Consider the following 17,900-nt stretch of genomic DNA (forward strand, 5'->3'; position numbering starts at 1 on the left):
TGTTTAGTAGATTTTTGGAGTTTTTATCAAGATAGACATATTCATATTGGATTTACAATATAAAAAATACGGGCTATTAAAAACCCGTATTTTTTCACCCCATTTTCACCCCATTTGTTTAATGACTTTCTCAGCTATTTTTTCTATAGCAATGCATTCATTCATACTGCTTTTCCTTAATAATTTATAAGCTTCATCCTCTGTAATGTTATATTTTTTCATTAATATACCTTTTGCTTTATCCACTTTTTTTCTGCCATCTAAAGTATTTTCAAGTTTTTCTATTTTTTTCTCTAAAAAATTAATTTTATTAATGTTAGCAATAGAAAATTCTACTATACTATACAATTGTTCAGGACTTATAGGTTTAGTTATGTAAGTAAAAATATTCATATTTTTTAGGTTTTCGTAAAATTCTCTAGAAGGACTGCTTGTAACAAAAATAACATTTGAAAGCTTATTATCTTCTATTATTCTTGCAGTTTCATAAGGATTAATTCCTAATAAGTTAGTATCTATTATCACCAAATCAGGGAAAATACTTCTACAGATTCTTATTGTACCTGCTCCATCAGAAGATTGATAGATTTTATATCCTTTTCTAGCAAGAATAGCATGTATTACTTTTCTAGATTGTTCATTACTATCTGAAATTAATATTTTAATATTATTCATAAGCCACTCCAAATTACATTTTCATTACTTTAAAGTAATTTTTAGTATAAATTTTTTAAAGAAGAGCCGCTCTGTCCTCTTCACTTGTTCTAATTCTAATAACTTTTTCTACATCATATACAAATATTTTTCCGTCACCAATATCTCCAGTGCTAAGGACTCTCTTTGCTGTGTTAATTACCAAATCAACGGGAACACTACAGACTACAATTTCTATCTTTATTTTTGGCAATAGGGTAATTTCATAGGAAATTCCTCTATAAAACTCAGTAGCTCCCTTTTGAGTTCCACATCCTAACACTTGTGTTACTGTCATGCCCGTAATTCCTATTTTGTTTAAAGCTTCTTTTAATTCTTCAAATTTGCTTTCCCTTGTTATTATATCTATTTTGGTCATTTTATCCATAATAAACCTTCCTCCTTAGATATCCATATATGCCACTATACCATGTTCACAGGTATCTAGTCCTGATTCTTCTTCATCCTGTCCAACCCTAAGTCCAATAGTTCTTTTTATTATAGCAAAGGTTATATATGAAAGAAACATAGCTGCAAGTATACAGATTGAAACCCCTACTAGTTGAATACTTAAAAGAGAAAATCCTCCGTTATAAAATAATCCTCCATCTGTAGCAAACAGGCCAACAGCAACACTTCCTAAAGCTCCACATGCGCCATGCATTGAAATAGCTCCTACAGGATCATCTATTTTTAATTTCTTTTCAACAAATTCAATAGATAAAACCATTATGATTCCTGCTACAAATCCAATTATTAAGGCTCCAAAATAAGAAATCAGTGATGCTCCAGCTGTTACACCTACTAATCCAGCTAAAGTACCATTTAAGGTTAATCCAGGATCAGGCTTTTTATATCTTATGTAAGTAAAAATCAAGCTAGACATGGATGCCATTGCTCCACCTAGTAAGGTTGTTACTGCAGCATGGGCTGTAAGTGGTGACGTTATATCCAATGTACTTCCAGGGTTAAATCCAAACCATCCAAACCAAAGAATTAATGTGCCTAAAGCTCCAAGTGGAATATTGTGTCCTGGAAAAACTTTTATCTTACCATTTTTATATTTTCCTTTTCTTGCCCCAACAAGCTTAGCACCTACTAATGCTGCAACTCCTCCAACTGTGTGAACTGCAGTACCTCCAGCAAAATCTTTAAATCCTAACTTACTTAAAAATCCGCCGCCCCAAATCCAGTGACCAATAAGTGGATATATTATTATTGTTGAAACCATACAGAAAACTATATATGAAGAGAATTTTGTTCTTTCTGCCATAGCTCCTGAAACAATTGTTGCACAAGTAGCAGCAAAAATTGCTTGGAAGAAGAAAAATACTTCAAATGAAATTCCATTAATTTCTTTAGGAGCATTTAATAGCATAAATCCATTTACCCCTAATATACTGGATAAATCTTTTCCGTACATAATCCCATAACCAACAAAGAAAAATCCTATTACTCCAATGGAGACCGTGACAAAATTTTTCATTATTATATTTACAGCGTTTTTGGATTGAGTAAAGCCTACTTCAACCAGAGCAAATCCTGCATGCATTAAAAATACAAGAATTGCAGCAATTAGAACCCACATTGAATTTATTACAAAATTTATCCCCATTTTAAAGCCCCCCTTATTTTCTTAATTAAAATTTTCTTAAATATCTTTCGATTTCCCACTCAGAAACATGCTTTTGATATTCATTCCATTCAAATAATGCAGCGTCGGTAAACTTTTTATATACATGTTCTCCAAGAGCTTCTTTTATTACTTCGTCTTTAGATAATTCATCAACTGCTTCATATATATTTGCAGGTAAGCTCTTTATGCTCATTTCTTTTATTTCCATCTCATCTAATTTATATACATTACTTGTAACTGGTTTTGGAGGATTAATTTTATTTTTTATACCATCTAATCCTGCTTTTAAAACTGCAGCCAAAGCTAAATATGGATTTGCTGATGGATCAGGATTTCTAAGTTCTACTCTTGTAGATCTTCCTCTTTTAGCTGGTATTCTGATTAATGGACTTCTATTGCTTGCAGACCAAGCTATAAGAACTGGAGCTTCATATCCTGGAACTAATCTTTTATATGAGTTTACTGTAGGATTTGTCAAAGCTACAAATCCTTTAGCATGATTAACAACTCCTCCTAAAAAGTAAAGTGCTTCTTGTGAAAGTTCCATATAATTATTTTTGTCATAAAAAGCATTTTCTCCATCTACGTTTGATAATGACATATTAATATGCATACCTGAACCATTGATTCCAAACTTAGGTTTTGGCATAAAAGTAGCATGTAGTCCATGTCTTTGAGCAATAATTCTTACAACCATTTTAAAAGTCATAATATTATCAGCTGTTGATAATGCATCTGCATATTCGAAGTCAATTTCATGCTGGCCTGGTGCTACTTCATGATGGGATGCTTCTATTTTGAAACCCATTTGTTTTAATACTGTAGTCATATCTTTTCTTGCATTTCCACCTAAATCTATTGGTGCAAGGTCAAAATATCCTGCATCATCATGAGTTTCTAAACAAGGCATTCCCTTTTCATCTGTTTGAAATAAAAAGAATTCGCATTCAGGACCTACATTCATTGTATAGCCCATACTTTTTGCTTCCTCTAATACTTTCTTTAAAGTATTTCTAGGGCAACCTTCAAATGGAGTTCCATCTGATTTATATACGTCACATATTAATCTTGCTTCTTTGGAATAATTAGTCCATGGCAAAACCATAAAGGTTGATAAATCAGGTCTTAAATACATATCTGATTCTTCAATTCTTACGAAGCCATCAATAGATGAACCATCAAACATGATTTCATTATTTAGAGCTTTTTCTAGTTGTTCAATAGTAATAGATACATTTTTCATAACTCCCATTATGTCTGTAAATTGCAAATGAATGAATTCAACTTCCTCATCCTTAGCTTTTTTTAAAAGTTCTTCTTTACCGTAATTGTTACTCATAAATTCTCTCCTTTTAACTACTATATTTTAATATTAAGTAAAATAAAAGGCGTCAACAAAATAGAAGAATTTGCTTCTAAATTTGTAGACGCCATTGCCTATTCAAAATATGAAATTTTAATATGTTAAAAATTATACTTGACTGAATTAATTTTTGCAAGTATTTTATTAAGGATAAATATTAATAAATTGTGAACAAAAATTGTTTGCCTTCAGCTCTTTTTATACTTTTATTTATTGCCAAAATAAAGATCAGATAGAATTAAACTTTCTATGTATATCTATTCTTTGAGTAATAAAATGATTCAACAAGTAGTCCATCTATGGTGCATTAGAAAAATGAAATGATGTTATCAGTTAATATTCCTATTGAAAAATCATACAATGCTGGTGTTTGTAAGGATTTTACCTTTTCATATTCCTTTAAATAGCTTAATTATATCATTACAAAAAAGTCTACGTTATTTATGGTAAGGTTCACCTGAGAGTATTCTGAAGGATCTATAAATTTGTTCTAGAAGCATTACTCTAAAAAGTTGATGGGGAAAGGTCATCTTTGAAAAGGATAGTTTATAATCAGCTCTGGATAAAACTTGCTGAGACAGTCCTAAGGAGCCTCCTATAACAAAGCTAATAGTACTATTGCCTGTTAATCCGCAATTACCTATAAGTTGTGAGAGATCTTCTGAAGTTATAGATTTGCCCTTTAGGTCTAAAGCTATAACAAAGCTAGTATCTTTTATGTGTTTTAATATTAAATTGCCTTCTTTTTCTTTTATTATATTCTCTTCTTTAGAAGAGGCATTATCTGGAGTTTTCTCATCTGGAACTTCTATTATATTAAGTTTACAGTATTTACTTAGTCTTTTAGAATATTCGTCAATGGCAGCTTTTAAAAATTTTTCTTTTATTTTTCCTACTGAGATTATAGATATATTCATTTTTCCCTCCTAAGGTGTTAAGTGTATGAAATATACAGTTGATTTTTATAGCTGATATAACATTAATTTAGAGTTATTGAAGATATTTTTAATATATTAGTGGAATTTAAAAAACTCCAAAAGGCTTATCATTAAAAAATTTTATTTAATGATAAACCTTGTAATTTTATATCCATTTTTATTAAATATATATTTAGTATATAGATCTTCTAGAAGATTTTATTAAAAATTTGTTATTTTAAGCATTTTTCCCGCAACAATTTTTGTATTTTTTACCACTTCCGCAAGGGCAAGATTCATTTCTTCCAACTTTATTAGTTTTAACGATAGTTTTTGAAGAAAACCATTCTTTATGTATTTCTTTTCTTTTTTCTTTTGAAAGTATAGCTTCCCATTGAGGAAGATTATATAGATAATCTGCTTTAGCTTCTAACATATTAAAGTATAGTTTTTCAAAATCTATTTTAAGAGAAATGCTAGAACTTTCCTCTATCTTGTCCAAATCTAAAGCATCTGTTAAGCTGTCATTTATTCCATCTAAAAATCCCATAAAGAATATCACTGGAGTATCGAATTTTTCGGCTAAATCTTTTACTATGCCAGTTATAGTGTCATCATGTTCGCCTAATATTTGTGTATAAACATGTTTCTCTATTGAACCATATTCTTTCCAAAATGCAGCTTCTCCTTTAGTTTTAACATAATCTACAACCATATCTGTCCATTGTTTATATAAACTCATTGTACATTCTCCTTTTATTTATTCTTATTATTTAATTTTATCATATCATCTCTACCTATAGGCTCAGTAAATTTGAAATTTTTACTTATAGAAGAGATATCGTTGTTTTCAATGGATAATTTAACCTTTTTTATTGAAGGTATCTCTGTCAAAGACCAAATGATACTTCTTAAGTAAGCTTCTTCCTTGTCTTTAGGCATAGAATAATAAGCTTCCTTACTTAAATTAACATAAGCTATATTGTTTTTGATAGAAAAACTTAATAGTCTTGTTTCTTTAGGAAATATTGGCTTTAATGCATTGTTTACTGTAGGACCTTTTATTAGTTCGCTCATTATAAATTGTCCGATTAACTCATCTTTTTTAATAATTCTTTCTTCCTTGGTTATCTCTGGGTTATCTTTACTATTAGTAGAATCAAAGTATAAGTCTAAATCTACTAAATTGTCTTTTTCGTTGTGTAGTGTTATGTTTTTTATTTTATCTTTATTGTTTATGCTTATGCTATCTTTTTTCTCACAAGATATAAAAAGGATAGAAGAGACTATTAAAGATGAGCAAAAAGCTAATTTAATAGATTTTTTCAAATTTAATCACCTTACCCTAAAATTCTATATAATTACTTGGAGTATCCCTCTTAGCAACGGATAAAGAAAGTTCTTTACCTACTCGAATATCTGAAGAGTTCAATGCATTTAAAACCGTTTGATAAGCAAGCTCAGGAAAATTGTTAGTTTTGCTAAGATGCCCTAATATTATCTTTTTATATTTATTATTAGTAATATTTATTATAGCTTTACCACAATCTTCGTTAGATAAATGTCCTATATTACTTAAAATTCGTCTTTTTAAAGTATAAGGATATGGCCCAAATTTAAGCATTTCAGTGTCATGATTGCTTTCAAGTAAAATCACATCACAATCGTCTAAGATGTTTTGAATATCCTTTGAAAATATACCTAAATCTGTAGCTATACTTGCCTTCTTATTTTTAGAACATATAGTGTACCCAGAAGGACAGGCAGCATCATGAGATATAGGAAAAGGGCTTATTTCCATATCATCTAAAACTATTGCCCTTTTATCTAAGATATTTATATTATGTTCTTTTATTTTACCAATATTTTTTCCCATAGCATGCCAAGTTTTATCATTAGCATATATAGGTATATCGTATTTCCGTGATAGAACACCTACACCCTTTATGTGATCTATATGCTCATGAGTAACAAATATTCCATCTATAGACGATGGAGATTCCTTTATACGATCTAAAGCTGATTCTATGTGTTTACCAGAAAGTCCAGCATCTATTAATATTTTTGATTTTTCAGAGGATATAAATATGGAGTTACCGCTACTACCACTATAAAGAGAACAAAAAATCATATTAAAATTAGTCCTAATTTAACTATAGTCTAACTATAGTTGCACCTAAAGATGTAAATTTATTTTCAATATTTGGATATCCTCTATCTATATGCTCCACACCAAGGATTTCTGTATCACCTTCAGCTAATAATCCAGCGATTACCATGGCAGCTCCGGCTCTTAAGTCTGTGGCTTTTACTACGGCGCCTGTAAGCTTAGGTATTCCATCTATAATAGCTGTTCTACCTTCTACTTTAATACTTGCTCCCATTTTCTTTAATTCATCTACATGTTTAAATCTACTTTCCCAAATGCTTTCATTTACAATACTTCTTCCTTTAGCAATAGTAAGAAGTGTGCTCATTGGCTGTTGTACATCTGTTGGGAATCCTGGATAAGGCTGAGTTTTAATATTTGCTCCTTTGAACTTACCGTTAGATTTAACTGTAACAGAGTCACCGTCTTCTACAACATCTATTCCCATTTCTATAAGCTTTGCTGTTATAGATTCTAAGTGTTTAGGTATTACATTATTTATTGTAACTTCTCCACCACATGCAGCTGTTGCTATCATGTATGTTCCTGCTTCAATTTGATCAGGTATTACACTGTAAGTACAACCTTTTAATTCTTTAACCCCGGTAACTCTTATAATATCTGTACCAGCCCCTTTAATGTTAGCTCCCATACTATTTAAAAAGTTAGCTACATCTACTACGTGGGGTTCTTTTGCTACATTTTCTAGAACAGTATTACCTTCAGCAAGTGTAGCAGCTAGCATTACATTTATAGTAGCTCCTACGCTTACAACATCAAAAAATATATTAGTACCTATTAATTTATCTGCCTCTACGATTACAGCACCATGTTCTATTTCAACATGAGCCCCTAAAGCTTCAAAACCTTTAATATGTTGGTCGATAGGTCTAACTCCTATAGGACATCCGCCAGGTAATTCTACTCTAGCACGTCTAAACCTTCCTAACAAAGCTCCGATAAGATAATAAGAAGCTCTCATTTTTCTTACATCTTCTGTATTGGCATTTGTGCTTGTTATATTAGTGCTATCTATTTCTAATACAGAATTACTTTGCCTTTTTATTTTGCAACCTAATCCGTTTAAAATTCTTTCAATACAATGTACGTCTTCTATATTTGGAGTATTTTCTATGGTGCAAACTCCTTTGCTAGCCATAATAGTAGCTGGTAATATAGCTACTGCTGCATTTTTTGCTCCACTTATTTCAACTTTTCCAAAGAGGGGGTTACCTCCTGTTATTTTTAATTTACTCATCCCCACATCCATCCTTACTCTACAATTTATATATTTAAACTAATCGATAATTTCAAACTTATGTAATAAACTTATGTAACAAAATATATTATATCATAACTATTTATTATTTTAACACCAAATTTTAAAATGTTAATGGTTATTTTAAGAAAAATATCTTTAAAAAATGGAAAAAAATTGAAAGGAGTATAATTTTTAATAATATATATATAATAATGTAATTTTTATTAAATTATAACCTTAATTTTAAAATATATTCTGTATATAAAATAATTAACATTGTTTCATAAATTATAATTATATCATATATATGAATTCCCAGAGTACTAGTATAATTCCTTAATATTTTAAAATATAATAGATTATGTTATAATACTATAAAATACATATACGGGGGATTAAAATTAATCATGAAGTATTATTTAGTAGCGTTGTTTGATAAACAGGATTATTATAAGATAGAAAAAATACAAAGGGATATATCTAAAAAGTATAAAATATATAGAAATTTACCTATGTTACATATAACTCTTGAAGTAGTAGATGATCCTAATGTTAATAAATTAGAAGAAATAGTAGAAAAAATAATAAAGCCTTATAAAAAATTTAAGGTAGAAATAAATGGAGCTATCTGTTTTGATCCACCTTATAAGTCCGTTAATTTAAAAATAGAAAATAAAGGATATATAATGAGATTAGCTAGAATAATAAATGATACTTTAAAGTTACATGGATTTAAAGTGAGAGATAATATAGAAAATTGGGATTTACATGTGTCATTGGCTAATACTAATTTTGCATCTAGAGAGTGGTCGGCTAAAGAATATGTATCTGCTTGTAGCAATTTAAAAGGAATAGGCATGCATGAGATGGCCAAAATTGATAGGATAGAAATCTGGAAGCCTATAAATAATAAAAAAGAAATGGTGATAAAATCTTTTTCATTAAGAGAATTTTAATATTTAAATAAAAGCACATCTAATCTTAGATGTGCTTTTATTTTATATATCTAAAAGATTTTTTTTGTAATCAGAATAAAGTTTTCTAAGCAATTTCATTTTATTATCTATTTCTAATTGTAAATTAGAAATAGTTTCATAATCTTCATTTTCCTTAGCTGCTCTTATTTGACCAAACAAAGATTTTTCAGAATAAGTATCTTTCATTAGACATTGTCTAAGGTCATTAATTTTTGACCAATTATGAATATCTAGATCAGAAGCCTTATTTACTTCATGTAATTGAGTGAAACTTCTTATTTCTTCTATATAATTTGGAATTATTCTGTTTGTTATTTCAACTAGCCATCTTTCAATAACTGCTAATTTATAGCTGTTAATGATTTTAGAATTAAATACATCACCAGCTTTTAATATGCCTAACTTATTTGTATATTTATCTAAAGAACAGATATTTTCATATACAGTAGCAGGGGCAGTACCAAAGATTTTGCTTCTTTCTTCTTCTGTATAGTCTTCAAATACATCTTCTTCACTTCTATATTTTCTTCCTTTTTCAAGATAACTAAAATCTTCATCAGTAGATTTTGAAAGTTCTTTTAAAAGGTAATCTTCATCTTTACTATTTTCTGTAGCATATTTTATTCCATCAATCATAGCCATGCATAAAGAAGCTACTGTTAAATAAGTATTACAACGAGGATTTGGTGATCTTAATTCAAATCTTGTTGCTAAAGGATTTTCAGTATCTCTTATAACGCCTAATAAAACTGTTCTATTTCTTGATGGTACCTCTACAGTATGACCTAAAGAAGTTACAATACATACAGGAGCTTCAAATCCTGGTTTTAATCTTCTTAATGAATCATTAGTTGATGAAACAAAAGGATTTATAACTTCGTAATTTTTAAGGATACCCATTATAGATGCATAACCAAAAGAGCTTAAATAGTGATTTTTATTTGTAGAGAAAAGGTTCACTATCTTTCCATTTTTTAATTTAAGTGCAACACCTAGATGAACATGTTTTCCACTTCCTGCAATTTCATCTATAGGTTTTGCTAAAAATGTAACATCTAACTTATTGTTTCTAAATGTTTCTTTTATAATACCTTTTACTAATAATTCATTATCTGCTGCTTGAAGTGCTGTTGAGTATTTCCAGTCAACTTCTAGTTGCTCCATTATGTGAGTATATCCACCTGAACTAGCTAATTTAGCCTTTACTCCACCAACTTCTTTATGTCCCATTTCAGGTTCCAATCCATGAGATTCCATAATTAATAAAGATTCTTCTAAAGCAGTTCTAACACTTCCTTTAGTTCTATTCCAATATTGCTCATGAAGAACTTGAGATGTAGATAGTTCATCTACTTCTGCATTATCATTTGGTGTTTTTACCCAAAACTCTAACTCTGTAGCACAAGTTACGTTCACATCGTCTATATCTTCATATTTTATACCAAAAGAAGATATAGATTCAGGATGGCCTTTTATTAGACCTAATAAAGTTGATTTAAAATATTTTATTGATTCTTTCAATATATGTCTGGAATCGACAGGTTTATTTTCATGGTAAAGGAAACAAGGGATTCTAAGAGTGCCGATTGGCTTTTCAGTGGTAGAGTCTAGAAATTCGTAGTTATAGTCTACAAACCAGTTAACATCCATATCTACAATCATGTCAACTTTAGCATTATTAAGAGTTGCTATGCCTGGAAGGACAACAGAAGATCCGTCAGTTTGAACAGAGCCTTGCATAAATTTGGTCATGTCCTCTAAAAACAATTTTATCGGTATTTTTTCGTCAGTATCATTACCTGACAGGTCGATGCAAACTAAAGATACGAATTTTATCTCCGGATGGGAAATCAAAAACTTTTTCAGTTGCTCTTCAGAATGCATTTCTTTAGGAATAACATAAACTAAATCATCTAACATAACTTACCTCCCAAATTTTTTAATACAATTAATTTAACATCGTATAATTTTTTGTATATAATATATGAAATATATATTATAATTAATATTTTTATATGTCAATAGAAATTTTATGCATACATTTATATAATATATATTGTCGATAATATATATTATATTAAAAAATGATATTTATATAATGAGGTGATAAAGTTGAGTATAAATGATAATCCTATAGGTTTTTTTGATTCTGGAGTGGGTGGAATAAGTGTATTAAGAGAAGCTTTTAAATTATTACCAAAAGAGGATTTTGTGTATTATGGAGATTCAAAAAATGCACCCTATGGAGTTAAGACGGTAGAAGACGTTAAGAAATTAACCTTTAATGCCATAGATTTTTTAATGAAAAAAGGAATAAAAGCCTTAGTTGTAGCTTGCAATACAGCTACTAGTGTAACTATAAATGATTTAAGAGAAGCTTACAATATTCCCGTTATAGGCATTGAACCTGCATTGAAACCTGCAGTAGAACTAAAAAAAGATGGAAAAATAATAATAATGGCAACTCCAATGACTTTAGCTGAAAAGAAATTTGCTAATTTAATGGATTTGTATAGGGAAACAGAGGATATAGAGCCATTACCTTGTCCTGGGTTAGTAGAGTTTATAGAACAAGGAATAGTTTCTGGAGAGGGAGTTTATAATTATTTAAAAGATAAATTTTCAGAATATGATAATGACAAAATAGCATCTATTGTTTTAGGATGTACTCATTATCCTTTTATAAAAGAAACCTTACAAGAAGTTACAGAAAATAAAGCTTTTATAATAGATGGAAGTTTTGGAACATCTAGGGAACTAAAAAGACAATTAGAAAATAGTAATATGTTAAGAGAAGAAAGAAGAACAGGAAAAGTTATTATGCTTAATTCAAGAGATGATAAGGATATAATAGATCTAAGTTATAAGCTTTTTAATATGAAATAGGACATTTAAGAATAATTTATTTTCATAATTATAATTTTTAATATACATATAAAACAGAGTATAATAAAGATGTTAAAATATGATATAATTTATGCTAATATGAAATATATGGAACACAATTATTGTTTTGAAAGGGGAAATAGAAATGAATCCTATAGTATCTATAGAAATGAGCAATGGAAAAGAAATTAAAATAGAATTATACCCAGAAATAGCACCAAATACAGTTAAGAATTTTATATCATTGGTGAATAAAGGTTTTTATAATGGGATTATATTCCATAGAGTAATTCCAGGATTTATGATTCAGGGAGGTTGTCCTAATGGGAATGGAATGGGAGGTCCAGGATATTCAATAAAGGGTGAGTTTAAATCTAATGGATTTAACAACGAACTAAAACATACAGAAGGTGTTATATCAATGGCTAGGACAATGGAACCTAACTCTGCAGGAAGCCAATTTTTTCTAATGGTTGCAGATGCACCACATTTAGATAATCAATATGCAGCCTTTGGAAAAGTTATAGAAGGATTAGATGTTGCAAAGGAAATTGTAAGTGTAGATAGAGATTTTAGAGATAAACCTGTTGAAGATCAAGTTATGAAGAATGTAATAGTAGATACTTTTGGAGAAGAGTTCCATGAGCCAGAAAAATTAAGCTAAAAGGAGGCTGCTTATTATGATTAATAATAAATTGATGCTTGTTTATGGGTTAAAAGAAGAAGAATTAAATTTATTAAAAGATATGTGTACTGCAAATAACTTACCTAGTTATAAATTTGTAAACAAGAATATGTATAAAATGAAACTAGGAGATATAATAAAAGGCATGGATTTAGAAGTAGAAGAAAGTGATATGCCAGAAGAAAAAGTAATTATATTTAACAACTTTTCTGATAATGAATTAGAACTATCTATAAAAAAATTAAAGGAAATTTTAAAACCAGCTCCTATAATGGCAGTAGTGACAGAAACTTCTATAAATTGGGAATTTAAATATTTAGTAGAACATTTAATAGAGGAAAGAGAATGGTATAAAAAACAAAATAGATAAAGGTGATGAAAAGGTGAGCAGAGTATCTGATAGAATAAAAGAAGCTAGGTTAAAAAAAGGGTTGACTCAAAAGCAATTGGCTAAGAAATTAGGAGTAGCTGAAAATTTTATAAATGAGGTAGAAGCAGGAAGAAAGATAATAAATGAAGGATTAATGAATAGAATATCCAAAGTATTAGGAAAAGGTATAAATGATATAGGAATTTCTTTTGAAGAGGAAGTATCTTTAGAGCCAAAAGTAGAAACACCTGTAAATAAGAATAATAAAATAAAAGATGTTTGGGATAATGCTTTTAGTTCCATAATAAAAGATGTTCCAGTTTATAATTATAATTTAGATAAAATTATAGATAAAAGACAACTTCCTATTGTGGGAAATAAAGTTGAGGGAATACATCAAGATAAAGTTTTATTTTTAAAAATAGAGGAAGATGATATGTCTGGCTTTAGAATAAATAAGGGTGATATAGCCTTTGGATATATGTATCATGAAATGGAAAATAATCATATATTTCTTATAGAACATAATAATAAAAGAGCTGTAAGACAACTAAAAAGATTAGATGGAGATAAAATATTATTAATAAATAATGGAATATCTGTGAGAACTGAAGCTGTTAGATTAAAAGACATAAAAATAATAGCTAGATTATTGAAAGTGGAGGTAACTCTTTAAAATAAATATATTAGTTATTATTAAAAGTAAACTTATAGGTTAAATATAAATAAAGCACTATCAAAGTTTGTTTGGATTTAATATATTGATAGTGCTTATTTTTGATTATAATAAGTAAAATTTGTGTGTTTTAGGGATAAATTTTAAATATAAAACTTTGTAAATAATTTGCATACATTATATAATTTATATATTAAAAGAAATTAGATAATTATTATTGTTAAATAGAACATATAAGGTGCAAGGAGGAATTTTTATGAAGGGCACAGTAGTAGCAACCTGGGTGAAGACCTGTAAGAAGCTCTACGGAGAAGATGCGGTTGGACAAGCGATGAATGCTGTAGGTTGGGAAGGCAAAATATTTTCCCCAATGGATAATGTTGAAGATACAAAAGTTAAGGATATGATAAATAAAATAGCAATTAATGTTAATAAAGATGTAAAAACTTTATGGAGACAAATAGGAGAGGATAACTTAAAGACTTTTAATAATGATTACCCAGCATTTTTTCAACATGAAAATTTATATTCATTTTTGAAATCTATGTTTGATGTACATGTAGTTATGACTAAAAAATTCCCAGGAGCTAAGCCACCTCTTTTAACTATAGAACCTATCTCAGAGAGAGAAGCTATATTTAGTTATAATTCCAAAAGGGGAATGTTTGATTATTTTTTAGGACTTTTAAAGGGAAGTGCAGAACACTTTAAAGAGAATATTAAAGTGGATGAAATAGAAAGAAAAGATGATTTTCTAAAGTTGAAGCTTAAATTTGAAAAGGATATATATTATAATAAAACCTTTAGATTTAATAAGATATTGTCTTTAGGATTTATAAAAAATATAGGTGGAAAAGTTGCTTTATTTACATTTATAATAAGTATTTTATCATCTTTTGCATTTTTGGGATTTAATAATTTAATTAAATCTTTAGGGTTATCTTTTATATCTTCTATTGCAGCATACATATCAACAGAAATATTACTGGTACCTAAATATTTGATATTTGATGAAATAAAGAAAATAAATAAAAATAGTTACGTAGAAGATGGAGATATCAAAACTGGTGACTTTTTAGAAGAACTATATGGAGAATTAAAGCAACATAAAAATATAATTAAAGCGGATTTTGTAGAATTTAAAGGTGTTACAGATGAGATGAACACTTTTGTGGATAATATAAATGTTATATCAGAAGCTATGAGTCATACATCTACAGAAATATCAGGAGTAGTTGAACAAGTAGCTAGTTGTGCTGTACATCAAGCTGAGAACACTGAGCACGTGGTAACAGTTTTAAATAGTAACATAGAAAATTTAAAAAATATAGTTAGTAGTGAAAATAGTAATAAATTAGAACTAGAAAAGGCTTTAGAAAAAGTAAATGATAGTTATAATAATGTTAATGATACTAGTAAAAATATTTTAGATTCTCTTGAAAAATTCCAACAGGTTAAGGATAAAGGATTAGAACTGGAAACTAAGGCTAAGGATATAACTAATATAGTATCTATTGTATCAGGTATATCAGAACAAACTAATTTATTAGCACTAAATGCATCTATTGAAGCTGCAAGAGCAGGGGAGCAAGGTAAAGGATTTGCTGTAGTAGCAGAAGAGGTTAGAAAACTAGCAGAACAATCTAAAGAGGCCGTTAAAGAAATTAATAATAATCTTATAGAATTTGCAGGGGATATAAAAAATTTAGTTATTAGAATAGAATCTCAATATGGTATATTAGAGAAAGAAACAGATAGACTAGAGGATGTTAGAGATATTAGTTATGGTGCAACAACATCTATAGGTACTGTAGCTTCTGCAATGATTAAGACCATAAAGGAACTTAATAAAGAAGCAGATTCTATATCAAGTATATATGATAATATAGAATCTTTAGCAGCTATAGCAGAGGAAAATTCTGCTTCATCAGAAGAAGTTAGTGCCAATGTTTCAAGTTATACTAATGAGATTAAAAAATTGGTTAGCAATATTCATGAGTTTAAACAAATAACAGAAATGTTTAAATCAGATTTAAGTAGATATAAAATATAGTAAAAAGAGTTTTACATAAAACTTTTACTTTAAAATATTTATTATAAAAGATATGAGATTAAAACAGTATTGTTATTTCATATCTTTTATAATAATTTACTTTTAACCTAATCTGTTGTGCTAGTTGAAGTATCTTTAGCGTTGGTTTAATGTGCAAAATATGATTTTGTAGGCTCAATTTAACTAGCATAACAAGTTAATATAAAAATATTATAAGAAAGATTGCAAGTGAATCTTTATAAATTATATTCCTGTTAGATCGAAATCAGGTATAAATTCCTTAGATGAAGATGATTTTTCTTGTATGAAAGCATTTTTTATACCTAGTTCTAAACAATAATTAATTATGGCATCATAATGGTTAGGATTTATATTTTTGTTTATTTCCTTAAATTCACATATATTTTTCATAGGGGTATATTGATTCATTATACTTATATAAACTTTATGTTTGAACTGTTTAAATATAAAATCTATTATTTTTTTGGTATCAAATAGGAGTCCAGGTAGCATAAGATGCCTTATTATAACTCCCTTTTCAATAATTCCATTATTATTAAACTTTGGCTCTCCAACTTGATTAAACATTTGTTTTATAGATTCACAGGCAGTATTAAAATAATTATTACAATTAGAATATTTTCGTGCATATTTATCATCAAAATATTTTAAATCTGGTAAAAATACATCAATATAACCATTCAAAGATTTTATAGTTTCAACATTTTCGTATCCATTAGAATTATATAATATAGGAATAGTTAATCCATTACCTCTAGAAATTTTTATAGCCTCTATAATTTGAGGAACATAGTGGGTAGGAGTAACTAAGTTTATATTATGAGCTTTTTTATTTTGAAGATTTATAAAAATATTAGATAAATCATATATAGATATTTCTTTACCTTTCCCTAAATGACTTATCTCGTAGTTTTGGCAGAAAACACATTTTAAATTACAGTTTGAAAAAAATACGGTTCCTGAACCATTAACTCCTGATATACAAGGTTCCTCCCAATGATGGAGGGATGCTCTTGCAACTTTTATTTCAGAATTAGCATTGCAAAAGCCTAAATTACCTTGTATTCTATTTATGCCGCAATTTCTAGGACATACTGTACAATTTTCCAATGTATTCATTTTTACACCTCGTATTTCTCTTTGGCATTATATTATTTTTCTTTAATATAAAATATAATACATTGGATCATAAAAATAAAGCTTACAACAGCAAAACTAGGATATAATACACTTATTAGATTAACAAAGCCTAGCTGAGATATAGGTATAGCTAAAAGAATAACTATAAAAATTGATTTATTATAAGGTATTCCTAAAGACTGTTCCATGGTTTTACCTACGCTAAAAATATTAGACACTTCAGTAGAAAACATTTCAAGCCAAATTATACATAAAAGCATTATTTGTATTATAACCCCAAACCTATTAGCTATATATAAAAGAGGTATTTCATATTTAAAAATATAAGGGATATTAAGTAAAAGTAATAGATTTATTATAAAAGATAAAACTGTAAGCCCTAAAGAACCAATAACTAAGCCAGATTTTAATATTGTTTTATCTTTTATTTCTGTGCTAAGAGGTACTAATACACCACTGCAACATAATATATTAAATCCACTGTAGATTAGTGTAGATACTAACCAATGTTTCCTATAATGAGGTACTGATTTTATTTGAGCTATACTAACATTTTTTGAAAAAGCTAAATATAATATAAATACAGTTATAATAACTATCATTAAAGAAGGAACAATAAAAGAATTTATTTCAATAAGACCTTTTGTATTTCTTAGCAATACAAAAAGAGAAGATACAATCATCATACAGATACCCACCCATTTAGAAATACCAAAATATTGATTTAATAAAGAGCCACTTCCAGCTAAAATTATTGCAGAACTACTTATAAGAAATAATCCAGTAAATAAATCAATAGCTTTACCTAAAAAACCAGGACTTACTAAAGAAATCAAACTATTATAGGAAGTTAAATTATGTTTAATACTAATATCAATTATTATAGATCCCATAATAATGTATATAAAGAAACATATAGTTAGACCTATAAAGCTTTTATATCCGTATGTAGTAAAAAATTGTGTCATCTCTTGTCCGGATGCAAGACCCGCTCCAACAATGGTCCCAATAAAAACCGCACCCATTTGAAAAATTAAAGAAAATTTATTTTTAACCATACATCCTCCTAATTT

General features: G+C 28.4%; 18 protein-coding genes. 6 read left to right on the forward strand and 12 right to left on the reverse strand.

The window, feature by feature from the left end; genetic code table 11:
* Positions 1 to 105: 105 nt before the first annotated feature.
* The 9 genes from NGI68_RS06165 to murA form a co-directional block, all read right to left on the reverse strand.
* Positions 106 to 675 carry an ANTAR domain-containing response regulator gene (locus tag NGI68_RS06165; protein WP_251860626.1) on the reverse strand — a complete coding sequence of 190 codons (570 nt, stop codon included), beginning with the start codon at positions 673 to 675 and terminating at the stop codon, positions 106 to 108.
* Positions 676 to 730: 55 nt separating this feature from the next.
* Positions 731 to 1,084, reverse strand: coding sequence for a P-II family nitrogen regulator (locus NGI68_RS06170; protein ID WP_286010092.1), 354 nt, complete (start codon positions 1,082 to 1,084; stop codon positions 731 to 733).
* A gap of 12 nt (positions 1,085 to 1,096) precedes the next feature.
* Positions 1,097 to 2,308 (reverse strand): ammonium transporter, encoded by a 1,212-nt coding sequence (locus NGI68_RS06175; protein ID WP_251860627.1) that lies wholly within the window; start codon positions 2,306 to 2,308, stop codon positions 1,097 to 1,099.
* 25 nt (positions 2,309 to 2,333) lie between these two features.
* A complete protein-coding gene (gene glnA / locus NGI68_RS06180) occupies positions 2,334 to 3,668 on the reverse strand; it encodes a type I glutamate--ammonia ligase (RefSeq protein ID WP_251860628.1) in 1,335 nt (444 codons plus the stop codon).
* A 461-nt stretch (positions 3,669 to 4,129) separates the two neighbouring features.
* Positions 4,130 to 4,609, reverse strand: coding sequence for a 23S rRNA (pseudouridine(1915)-N(3))-methyltransferase RlmH (rlmH, locus tag NGI68_RS06185; RefSeq protein ID WP_251860629.1), 480 nt, complete (start codon positions 4,607 to 4,609; stop codon positions 4,130 to 4,132).
* Between the two features lie 238 nt (positions 4,610 to 4,847).
* Positions 4,848 to 5,351: an SEC-C metal-binding domain-containing protein gene (locus NGI68_RS06190; RefSeq protein ID WP_286010088.1), complete on the reverse strand. Its 504-nt coding sequence runs from the start codon at positions 5,349 to 5,351 to the stop codon at positions 4,848 to 4,850.
* Positions 5,352 to 5,365: 14 nt separating this feature from the next.
* Positions 5,366 to 5,938, reverse strand: a complete 573-nt coding sequence (locus NGI68_RS06195) for a GerMN domain-containing protein (RefSeq protein WP_251860630.1) — start codon at positions 5,936 to 5,938, stop codon at positions 5,366 to 5,368.
* 16 nt (positions 5,939 to 5,954) lie between these two features.
* A complete protein-coding gene (locus tag NGI68_RS06200; protein WP_251860631.1) occupies positions 5,955 to 6,740 on the reverse strand; it encodes an MBL fold metallo-hydrolase in 786 nt (261 codons plus the stop codon).
* 22 nt (positions 6,741 to 6,762) lie between these two features.
* Positions 6,763 to 8,016 carry a UDP-N-acetylglucosamine 1-carboxyvinyltransferase gene (gene murA / locus NGI68_RS06205; RefSeq protein WP_251860632.1) on the reverse strand — a complete coding sequence of 418 codons (1,254 nt, stop codon included), beginning with the start codon at positions 8,014 to 8,016 and terminating at the stop codon, positions 6,763 to 6,765.
* A 410-nt stretch (positions 8,017 to 8,426) separates the two neighbouring features.
* Here murA and NGI68_RS06210 point away from each other — a divergent pair, with 410 nt between their 5' ends.
* Positions 8,427 to 8,975, forward strand: coding sequence for a 2'-5' RNA ligase family protein (locus NGI68_RS06210; RefSeq protein WP_251860633.1), 549 nt, complete (start codon positions 8,427 to 8,429; stop codon positions 8,973 to 8,975).
* Positions 8,976 to 9,017: 42 nt separating this feature from the next.
* On the opposite strand, the gene NGI68_RS06215 is transcribed toward NGI68_RS06210, so the two are convergent.
* The gene (locus NGI68_RS06215) at positions 9,018 to 10,916 is read right to left on the reverse strand and encodes a type I glutamate--ammonia ligase (protein WP_251860634.1); all 1,899 of its coding nucleotides are present in this window, start codon (positions 10,914 to 10,916) and stop codon (positions 9,018 to 9,020) included.
* Between the two features lie 192 nt (positions 10,917 to 11,108).
* Here NGI68_RS06215 and murI point away from each other — a divergent pair, with 192 nt between their 5' ends.
* The 5 genes from murI to NGI68_RS06240 all read left to right on the forward strand — a co-directional run bounded on the left by murI (position 11,109) and on the right by NGI68_RS06240 (position 15,666).
* Positions 11,109 to 11,882 carry a glutamate racemase gene (murI, locus tag NGI68_RS06220; RefSeq protein WP_251860635.1) on the forward strand — a complete coding sequence of 258 codons (774 nt, stop codon included), beginning with the start codon at positions 11,109 to 11,111 and terminating at the stop codon, positions 11,880 to 11,882.
* Positions 11,883 to 12,027: 145 nt separating this feature from the next.
* Entirely contained in the window at positions 12,028 to 12,546 is a 519-nt protein-coding gene (locus tag NGI68_RS06225; protein ID WP_251860636.1) for a peptidylprolyl isomerase, read from the forward strand.
* Between the two features lie 16 nt (positions 12,547 to 12,562).
* Entirely contained in the window at positions 12,563 to 12,937 is a 375-nt protein-coding gene (locus NGI68_RS06230; RefSeq protein WP_251860637.1) for a DUF3783 domain-containing protein, read from the forward strand.
* A 13-nt stretch (positions 12,938 to 12,950) separates the two neighbouring features.
* A complete protein-coding gene (locus NGI68_RS06235) occupies positions 12,951 to 13,613 on the forward strand; it encodes an XRE family transcriptional regulator (protein WP_251860638.1) in 663 nt (220 codons plus the stop codon).
* A 256-nt stretch (positions 13,614 to 13,869) separates the two neighbouring features.
* On the forward strand, positions 13,870 to 15,666 hold the full coding sequence (locus tag NGI68_RS06240; protein WP_251860639.1) for a heme NO-binding domain-containing protein: 1,797 nt from the start codon (positions 13,870 to 13,872) through the stop codon (positions 15,664 to 15,666).
* A 243-nt stretch (positions 15,667 to 15,909) separates the two neighbouring features.
* On the opposite strand, the gene NGI68_RS06245 is transcribed toward NGI68_RS06240, so the two are convergent.
* Entirely contained in the window at positions 15,910 to 16,806 is an 897-nt protein-coding gene (locus tag NGI68_RS06245; RefSeq protein ID WP_251860640.1) for a radical SAM protein, read from the reverse strand.
* Positions 16,807 to 16,838: 32 nt separating this feature from the next.
* Complete coding sequence (locus tag NGI68_RS06250) at positions 16,839 to 17,885, reverse strand: YkvI family membrane protein (protein WP_251860641.1); 1,047 nt, start codon at positions 17,883 to 17,885, stop codon at positions 16,839 to 16,841.
* Positions 17,886 to 17,900 lie beyond the last annotated feature (15 nt).

This window comes from Clostridium sp. Marseille-Q2269, assembly GCF_943736985.1.
Lineage (GTDB): Bacteria > Bacillota > Clostridia > Clostridiales > Clostridiaceae > Clostridium_F.

What these genes read in the sequence shown, in the direction of transcription:
- NGI68_RS06165 (WP_251860626.1), bottom strand. Translation starts at nt 675, where the DNA reads ATGAATAATATTAAAATATTAATTTCAGATAGTAATGAACAATCTAGA.
- NGI68_RS06175 (WP_251860627.1), bottom strand. Translation starts at nt 2,308, where the DNA reads ATGGGGATAAATTTTGTAATAAATTCAATGTGGGTTCTAATTGCTGCA.
- glnA (WP_251860628.1), bottom strand. Translation starts at nt 3,668, where the DNA reads ATGAGTAACAATTACGGTAAAGAAGAACTTTTAAAAAAAGCTAAGGAT.
- rlmH (WP_251860629.1), bottom strand. Translation starts at nt 4,609, where the DNA reads ATGAATATATCTATAATCTCAGTAGGAAAAATAAAAGAAAAATTTTTA.
- NGI68_RS06190 (WP_286010088.1), bottom strand. Translation starts at nt 5,351, where the DNA reads ATGAGTTTATATAAACAATGGACAGATATGGTTGTAGATTATGTTAAA.
- NGI68_RS06200 (WP_251860631.1), bottom strand. Translation starts at nt 6,740, where the DNA reads ATGATTTTTTGTTCTCTTTATAGTGGTAGTAGCGGTAACTCCATATTT.
- murA (WP_251860632.1), bottom strand. Translation starts at nt 8,016, where the DNA reads ATGAGTAAATTAAAAATAACAGGAGGTAACCCCCTCTTTGGAAAAGTT.
- NGI68_RS06210 (WP_251860633.1), top strand. Translation starts at nt 8,427, where the DNA reads ATGAAGTATTATTTAGTAGCGTTGTTTGATAAACAGGATTATTATAAG.
- NGI68_RS06215 (WP_251860634.1), bottom strand. Translation starts at nt 10,916, where the DNA reads ATGTTAGATGATTTAGTTTATGTTATTCCTAAAGAAATGCATTCTGAA.
- NGI68_RS06225 (WP_251860636.1), top strand. Translation starts at nt 12,028, where the DNA reads ATGAATCCTATAGTATCTATAGAAATGAGCAATGGAAAAGAAATTAAA.
- NGI68_RS06230 (WP_251860637.1), top strand. Translation starts at nt 12,563, where the DNA reads ATGATTAATAATAAATTGATGCTTGTTTATGGGTTAAAAGAAGAAGAA.
- NGI68_RS06240 (WP_251860639.1), top strand. Translation starts at nt 13,870, where the DNA reads ATGAAGGGCACAGTAGTAGCAACCTGGGTGAAGACCTGTAAGAAGCTC.
- NGI68_RS06245 (WP_251860640.1), bottom strand. Translation starts at nt 16,806, where the DNA reads ATGAATACATTGGAAAATTGTACAGTATGTCCTAGAAATTGCGGCATA.
- NGI68_RS06250 (WP_251860641.1), bottom strand. Translation starts at nt 17,885, where the DNA reads ATGGTTAAAAATAAATTTTCTTTAATTTTTCAAATGGGTGCGGTTTTT.